The following is a 6,361-nucleotide window of genomic DNA, read 5'->3' on the forward strand; positions in this document are numbered from 1 at the left end:
CCTTGAGTACACAAAAAAGGCCAGCATAAAGCTGACCTTGATTCTATTCGTTAGATAACACCTAACTCTCTCAATCGTTCCATTAGATAGCTATCAGCTGTGTATTTATCTGACAGTACAACCTCTGGATTTGGGTGCAAGAATAGTGGTAATGAAATACGAGACTTCTCTTGCTTCTCACCAGTTGGATTGATAACACGGTGAGTTGTCGAAGGGAAGTATCCGCCACTTGCCTCTTGCAGCATATCACCGATGTTGATGATTAAGTTTCCAAAGTCACATGGAACATCCAGCCACTCGTCATCCTTTGTCATGACTTGAAGGCCCGGTTCATTTGCCGCAGGTAAAACCGTCAGTAGGTTAATATCTTCGTGGGCAGCAGCACGAATCGCGCCCGGCTCTTCGTTACCAGTCATTGGTGGATAATGCAGTACACGTAGTAATGTCTTTTCGCTGTTCTTGATCATCTCAGACAGTTCAATCGAAAACTTGTCACTTACTTCTTTCGGAGCATACTCTTCTACCCAGCCAAGAAGCTCAGCAGCGAATTCATTCGCTCTTCGATAGTAATCCAAAATTTGCTCTTTGAGCTCTTCTGGTATCTGTCCCCAAGGATAGACATGAAAGTACTCTTTAATGTCCTTAACAGAGTGCCCTTTAGCAACTTCAGACACACTAGGTGGGAAATAACCGTCTTGGGTCTCTACATTAAAGTGAAACTCATTCTTCCTTTCTGTGCTAAAGAACGCGTGCCAGTTCAGATAAATCGATTCTACAAGTTCTTGAGGAATTGGATGGTTTTTAAGAACCCCAAATCCCGTTTCTCTTAATGAACGTACAAACTGCTCCGCTGCATCTGGTGCTAAATAATCAACCGTTTCTAATTTCATGACTTTGCTTTCTTGTCGTTATGATTTGACGCAGATGTTAGAAAAAAGTTGGCGTTTTTTCAAAGAATCTATTGTATAGCTGTGTAAACGCTTGCGTGTTTTGTGCTATTCGTCACCAAAAACGGTTACAACTTAATTGAACGGTGTTTTATTAAAGTTATACTACGCTTACAAAAAAAGATACTAGATAGCGAATATTATGAATTACAGAACCTCGAGGCGTTACTGCCCTATTCTCACCTTTCTTACCGGTTTATATTGTCTCGTTTTTGTCTTTTCAGCGATTGCGCCAAGCTCGCGAGCAGTATGGGTGGCAGAGATTGTTCCCGCAGTGGCCATCTTATTACTCATTTGGCTAGTATCTGCTAAATTCCAGTTTTCCAAACCCGCTTACGTTTTGATGTTCATCTGGCTTGCCCTTCACACTATAGGTGCGAAGTACACGTTCGCCGAAGTCCCTTTTGATTGGTTCAATCAGTTAATTGGCTCTGAACGAAACAACTTTGATAGAGTTGCCCACTTTTCCATTGGCCTTTACGCCTTTCCTATTGCGGAATATGTCTATCGCAATAAAGTAATGAGCAAAATTCCAGCGATCATGTTTGCGTTATTCGCCATAATGAGTCTAGCGGCAGCTTATGAAATCATAGAATGGTGGTACGCTGCCATTGCTGGGGGAGATGAGGGGATCGCCTTTTTGGGCTCACAAGGCGACATTTGGGATGCGCAAAAAGACATGCTATGTGACACGCTAGGTGCTATCACGGCATTGACACTTTTTGCTCTAAAGACGCCAGTTAAGGCTTAACATTTTGTTTTAACCAATTGAGGTAAGGTCTAAATCCTGCCTCAATGGGTAAGGCAACAATCTGTGGGACTTCATACTCGTGGTTGGCAATAATAGTTCGTTCTAGACGTGAGTAGGCCTCATTAGTCGATTTGATAATCAACAACACTTCTTTATCATGACAGACTTTCCCTTCCCATACGTAGTGGCTACCGATGTTTTGCGTCTGAATGCATGCTGCGAGACGACTCTCCAATAATACCTTAATTAAGTCATCAGCTTGTCGTTCATTTGATACGGTAGTAAGTACCGTTATGGCATTGGATTTCATCAACTATTTCCCTATTTCATACGAACTTTTCCACCAGCTATTTTGATCGCTGGCGTACCACGAATTAATGTATCTCTGCCGAAAACACTCGCGCACTGAGGACAAGCACCGAGCTCCTCTGTGAAATCTTCGGCTATCCGTTCCTTAAAACACTTGACCAGCGCGCCCTTTCCACCTTTACGATATCGAAATAGCTTAGCGCCGCATTTGGAACAGAAAATGTCGACGGTCTTCACTGGACCTTTTTTATTAGGTTTTGCCATTGTACTAACTGTTTATCTCAAGGTCGTCTGGTTTGACCCACACCTTACTGAAGTCAAACCAACCTAGCGCATTGCATTTGGCATTTTGCAAACTACCACAATGGTCTTTGCTGATACCCAGCCAACAATGAAACATAGGAATGATTTGATAACTTTGAATCAGCTTTTTACCCAATTCTTGAGCTGGGAACTTTTCATTCGCTTTTCCACGCCAATCTTCGACGATCTTAGACCATTGGTAAAAGTCTTCAGGCTTAGACATATGTTCGATATCACTGTGGCCGAGTAACCAGCCTGCTAATGCTTCCTCGCGTTTGCTAGCAATACCCATAGGGCGAATCCATATGTCGATATCATCGAATTCCGGAGAATCTAAACCATAGCGCACCAGCTTAGTTCGAATTCCATCTTGTTTTAGTAATTCTTCAATGCCCTTTGCAATCTCTGGGAACGTTGGATGCTCTGCGTAATAGGCAATTCTAATTTCTTTATCTGCGATATGTTCATACTCGGCCTTCTGCAGCTCTTGTACCTCAGAAGTCGGATGATGATACCAGCCTGGCTTAAGCCCATGCGCGGGAATCATTCCAAGTTCTTCAATGGTCTTTTCCGGTAGCTTACGGAAAATCGCTAACGAATTAATTTTTTTGCTCAGATAACGAGCCCACTGATCGTCCTTAGCAATGCCAGAGACGCGATTTAACAACAAATAGGTGCAGCCAGGGTCGAGTTCGATGTCGTCTTGAACTTCAGAGCGGGCTCCGGCAATCGGATCCGCCAAAGTAGGGAAAACCAATGTAGAATGCGTTTCGTCTATGACCCATACTTCCACCGTATCCAACAAGGGACGATAACCAAAGTAGCCATCGAACGCGGATAAAATTAGTCTCTTATCATTATTAGTCGTCACACAATAAGGGCCAGTACCAATAGGATATCTATCGAAGTCATCACCTCGCATACTTTCGGGTGGCAATACCTTGGCCATATTCTCGGCAAAAAGCATCGGAGCTTGAAAATCGGGTTGTGTAAAGTAGACATCAATGACCCATGCGGATGGCGAGATCACTTTGTCCAAATGCTTGTAAAGGTTAGCACCTTTTAGCTTTTCAATACTTTGAATTATGTGGTCAATTTTGAGCAATTCACCGTTATGAAAGCGGATCCCGGGGCGTATGTAAAAACGCCATTGCGTTTCAGAGATCTGTTGCCAATGGTGAGCAATATCCGGTTGTAGTACATCATTCTCGTCAAATTTAGTTAACCCACTGAATACTTGGCGTGCTATATGAATTTCAGAACGGCGCATCGGCTTAGTTGGATTAAGCATCGACAACGCGCGGTAGTATGGAAGTCGAATGACCTGTTTACCGTCTGACTGAGTTACTCCTAGGTAGCTTTGAATGACATTAGATAGTCGACTTGCGTCTTTGTCGAGCACATTTAATGCGTGACCAATACGCCCCTCTTCCAGATAACGCCTTGCCAACGTTTCGCTTACGTCATTTCGATTCTGTTTGAAGTTAAGCTGAGAGAGCTTCCCTCTGCCTGCCGCTGGGTGCCACTCAATCCACCCCTCTTCCTCGAGTTTATTAAGCACAATACGGGCATTTCGCCTCGTACAGAACAAAATACCGGTCACATCTTCTAGTTGTGTTTCAGCATCTTGACCTGAAAAGTGCTCAAATAAAATCTCAAATTGCTTTCTTAGGCGGGGACTGCTCATAAAGAGGAAATACCATTCGTTGACTTGGAAATAAGTTTCCTCTTTATTAGCTTATTTGGCAAGTTACAGTGTCAAAATCGCTATACCAGTCTCATCGGAAATAGCACGAAGTTGTTCCTCACTGTCTAATTTGACGGACCATTTACACTCCGCACCATTAGCGGAAACAACGCATGCTGGAATGATAAGTTGTAACGCATCTACTTGGGCTTGCAAAGTTACATTGCTCACCGCTAGCCGCACTACCATTTCATGTGGCGTAACAATCACCTTACCTTGAGAAAAATCGACGATCATCGGCTAGCCTTTTTATTCTTTTTCACCGCAATCGTTAAGCGGCTTGTACACACTAACCTCTGCTTCTCATCGGTAATATCGATTTGCCAAACTTGAGTTGAAACACCAAGGTGTAAAGGCCGTGCTGTGCCTATTACGAAGCCAGAACGCATTGCTCGTACGTGGTTAGCGTTGATATCTAATCCGACACAGTAATGGTCATTATCAACACAATAATTCGCAGCAAGCGAACCTAGAGTCTCTGCTAACACGACAGATGCGCCGCCGTGAAGCATCCCTAACGGTTGATGGGTGATGCTACTTACAGGCATCGTCGCGCTTAACGTGTCATCGGTGAACGCCGTATATTCAATTTGTAGGTGCTCAATTAACGTGTTCTTAGAAGTGCGATTTAACGCCCCTAATGAGATATTCTTCTTCCAAATACTCATCTATAAATCCTATACTTAGGTGAACTAATTATAAGAATGATGCCTGTCGTTAACGCGAATGGCAAATATCAAAATGTAGGTAACACGTTTCCCCTTGTTCCAGCCTAGGGGACGGATAACATTTAAGGGAGTCTTAGATATGAAGACTTGGACAAAGGCTTACTGCTTAGCAGCGATCTCCTCTGTTATTGCAGCATGTTCATCGTCTCCAACCGGACGGAACCAACTAATTCTGTTCTCAGACGCGCAAATGAGTCAATTAGGTGCTCAATCTTTCGAGCAGATGAAGAAAGAACAAAAAGTAAGCACAGATAAAGAAGTGAATGCTTATGTTCAATGTGTGGCAAAAACCATCACAGACCACGTTCCACCCCAGCCTGAGTTCAGCGAATGGGAAGTGGTCGTATTCGATTCCGATCAAGTTAATGCCTTCGCACTACCTGGGGGGAAAATTGGGGTCTACACCGGGCTGTTGAATGTAGCAGTCACCCCAGACCAACTCGCTACAGTCATAGGCCATGAAGTGGCTCACGTTTTGGCTGACCACAGTAACGAACGCTTATCACAATCACAACTAGCCAATACGGGACTTCAAATTACAAATGTCGCTCTCGGGGGATCTCAATATCGCGATGTAACGATGGCCGCCTTGGGAGTTGGGGTTCAATATGGCGTGATATTACCTTACGGTCGAACTCAAGAGTCGGAAGCGGATATCGTTGGGTTAGAATTAATGGCGAAAAGCGGATTTGATCCCAATCAGAGTGTTGAGTTATGGAAGAACATGGCAAAAGCATCTGGAGAGAGTCAACCACCAGAACTTCTGTCCACTCACCCGTCTCACGATACTCGTATTTCAGACTTAAGAGCAAAAGCGGCTACGTTACCGAATTACGATACGATTAAACCTAACTGTAAATAATTTAGCTAGGCCACCTCTAAGTGAACGATTCAGCAGAGGTGGCTTGATCAACCATGCACCTTTAGAAGGCCGCCCAATCTCTCTAAGACGACCGGGTCGTCTCTTACATTTTCAAACCAAGTATCAGTTGCCGTCGCCAGAGCAAGGCAAATGGTATCGATAGGTATCGCCATTTGTTCATTGATGTTGCTTTCATCCAGCGCTAGATATGCTTCAGGAGTAACAAATCTATATTTTTTGATCATCTTTAGAGACTTATTCATCTCTAAGCTACTACCTGTCTCATGAAAGAAAGCACATCTGAGCGCATACAATTCCTCTCCACGGAGTTGCAAGATTGTACGTGCTTGTTTATTAGTTTTTTCCGTTAACTGCGAAGAAACCCATATTTGATACCACTTTTGATATCTCGCCCTAGGTTGCTTCTGAGGGTTTTCTAGCCTGCCACATATATCGGGTAAAGTGAGAGCAGTTAATAAGGCAGCATACCAATCTTCTCTTTTCAGAGATTTCCTCACTGAGTCGGTAAAGTGTTTCATCTTGAGCCTTTAACATGGTATTAAAAATAAGCACAAAGCGTTGTTTTTTTGTCGCTGACATTTTTTTGACAGCTATGAATCAGGTGCCATACTTTTATGTGTCAGTTTATAAAATGCAGTAGTTGAGCACATATGCGCTCAACTACACTCGTTATAATCAATAGCTCTATAAAAG

At 43.4% G+C, this 6,361-nt stretch carries 9 protein-coding genes; 2 read left to right on the plus strand and 7 right to left on the minus strand.

What is annotated here, in order from left to right:
• Nucleotides 1–50: 50 nt before the first annotated feature.
• Nucleotides 51–890, minus strand: coding sequence for an isopenicillin N synthase family dioxygenase (locus HW45_RS10805; RefSeq protein WP_006071715.1), 840 nt, complete (start codon nucleotides 888–890; stop codon nucleotides 51–53).
• A 199-nt stretch (nucleotides 891–1,089) separates the two neighbouring features.
• Here HW45_RS10805 and HW45_RS10810 point away from each other — a divergent pair, with 199 nt between their 5' ends.
• Nucleotides 1,090–1,698 (plus strand): DUF2238 domain-containing protein, encoded by a 609-nt coding sequence (locus HW45_RS10810; RefSeq protein ID WP_038226978.1) that lies wholly within the window; start codon nucleotides 1,090–1,092, stop codon nucleotides 1,696–1,698.
• Here HW45_RS10810 and cutA read toward each other — a convergent pair.
• From cutA to HW45_RS10835, 5 genes are all read right to left on the minus strand, one after another.
• A complete protein-coding gene (cutA, locus tag HW45_RS10815; protein WP_006071711.1) occupies nucleotides 1,688–2,008 on the minus strand; it encodes a divalent-cation tolerance protein CutA in 321 nt (106 codons plus the stop codon). The two genes, HW45_RS10810 and cutA, sit on opposite strands and share 11 nt — an antisense overlap.
• 11 nt (nucleotides 2,009–2,019) lie before the next feature.
• Entirely contained in the window at nucleotides 2,020–2,271 is a 252-nt protein-coding gene (locus tag HW45_RS10820; RefSeq protein ID WP_038226979.1) for a hypothetical protein, read from the minus strand.
• Between the two features lie 4 nt (nucleotides 2,272–2,275).
• Nucleotides 2,276–3,997, minus strand: a complete 1,722-nt coding sequence (locus HW45_RS10825; protein WP_038226980.1) for an SgrR family transcriptional regulator — start codon at nucleotides 3,995–3,997, stop codon at nucleotides 2,276–2,278.
• Between the two features lie 63 nt (nucleotides 3,998–4,060).
• Nucleotides 4,061–4,294, minus strand: coding sequence for a DUF3389 domain-containing protein (locus tag HW45_RS10830; RefSeq protein WP_038226981.1), 234 nt, complete (start codon nucleotides 4,292–4,294; stop codon nucleotides 4,061–4,063).
• Entirely contained in the window at nucleotides 4,291–4,725 is a 435-nt protein-coding gene (locus HW45_RS10835; protein WP_038226982.1) for a hotdog fold thioesterase, read from the minus strand. Before HW45_RS10835 ends, HW45_RS10830 begins: the two co-directional genes overlap by 4 nt.
• 139 nt (nucleotides 4,726–4,864) lie before the next feature.
• Here HW45_RS10835 and HW45_RS10840 point away from each other — a divergent pair, with 139 nt between their 5' ends.
• On the plus strand, nucleotides 4,865–5,647 hold the full coding sequence (locus HW45_RS10840) for a M48 family metallopeptidase (protein WP_038226984.1): 783 nt from the start codon (nucleotides 4,865–4,867) through the stop codon (nucleotides 5,645–5,647).
• 47 nt (nucleotides 5,648–5,694) lie between these two features.
• On the opposite strand, the gene HW45_RS29305 is transcribed toward HW45_RS10840, so the two are convergent.
• Nucleotides 5,695–5,910, minus strand: a complete 216-nt coding sequence (locus HW45_RS29305) for a hypothetical protein (protein ID WP_152559661.1) — start codon at nucleotides 5,908–5,910, stop codon at nucleotides 5,695–5,697.
• Nucleotides 5,911–6,361 lie beyond the last annotated feature (451 nt).

This window comes from Vibrio sp. ER1A (genome assembly GCF_000733315.1).
GTDB classification, from domain to species: Bacteria; Pseudomonadota; Gammaproteobacteria; order Enterobacterales; family Vibrionaceae; genus Vibrio; species Vibrio mediterranei.

Bases quoted from the DNA above. Each gene is read 5' to 3' on its own strand.
- HW45_RS10805 (WP_006071715.1), bottom strand. From the start codon at position 890: ATGAAATTAGAAACGGTTGATTATTTAGCACCAGATGCAGCGGAGCAG.
- HW45_RS10835 (WP_038226982.1), bottom strand. From the start codon at position 4,725: ATGAGTATTTGGAAGAAGAATATCTCATTAGGGGCGTTAAATCGCACT.
- HW45_RS10810 (WP_038226978.1), top strand. From the start codon at position 1,090: ATGAATTACAGAACCTCGAGGCGTTACTGCCCTATTCTCACCTTTCTT.
- HW45_RS10825 (WP_038226980.1), bottom strand. From the start codon at position 3,997: ATGAGCAGTCCCCGCCTAAGAAAGCAATTTGAGATTTTATTTGAGCAC.
- HW45_RS10830 (WP_038226981.1), bottom strand. From the start codon at position 4,294: ATGATCGTCGATTTTTCTCAAGGTAAGGTGATTGTTACGCCACATGAA.
- HW45_RS29305 (WP_152559661.1), bottom strand. From the start codon at position 5,910: ATGAATAAGTCTCTAAAGATGATCAAAAAATATAGATTTGTTACTCCT.
- cutA (WP_006071711.1), bottom strand. From the start codon at position 2,008: ATGAAATCCAATGCCATAACGGTACTTACTACCGTATCAAATGAACGA.
- HW45_RS10840 (WP_038226984.1), top strand. From the start codon at position 4,865: ATGAAGACTTGGACAAAGGCTTACTGCTTAGCAGCGATCTCCTCTGTT.
- HW45_RS10820 (WP_038226979.1), bottom strand. From the start codon at position 2,271: ATGGCAAAACCTAATAAAAAAGGTCCAGTGAAGACCGTCGACATTTTC.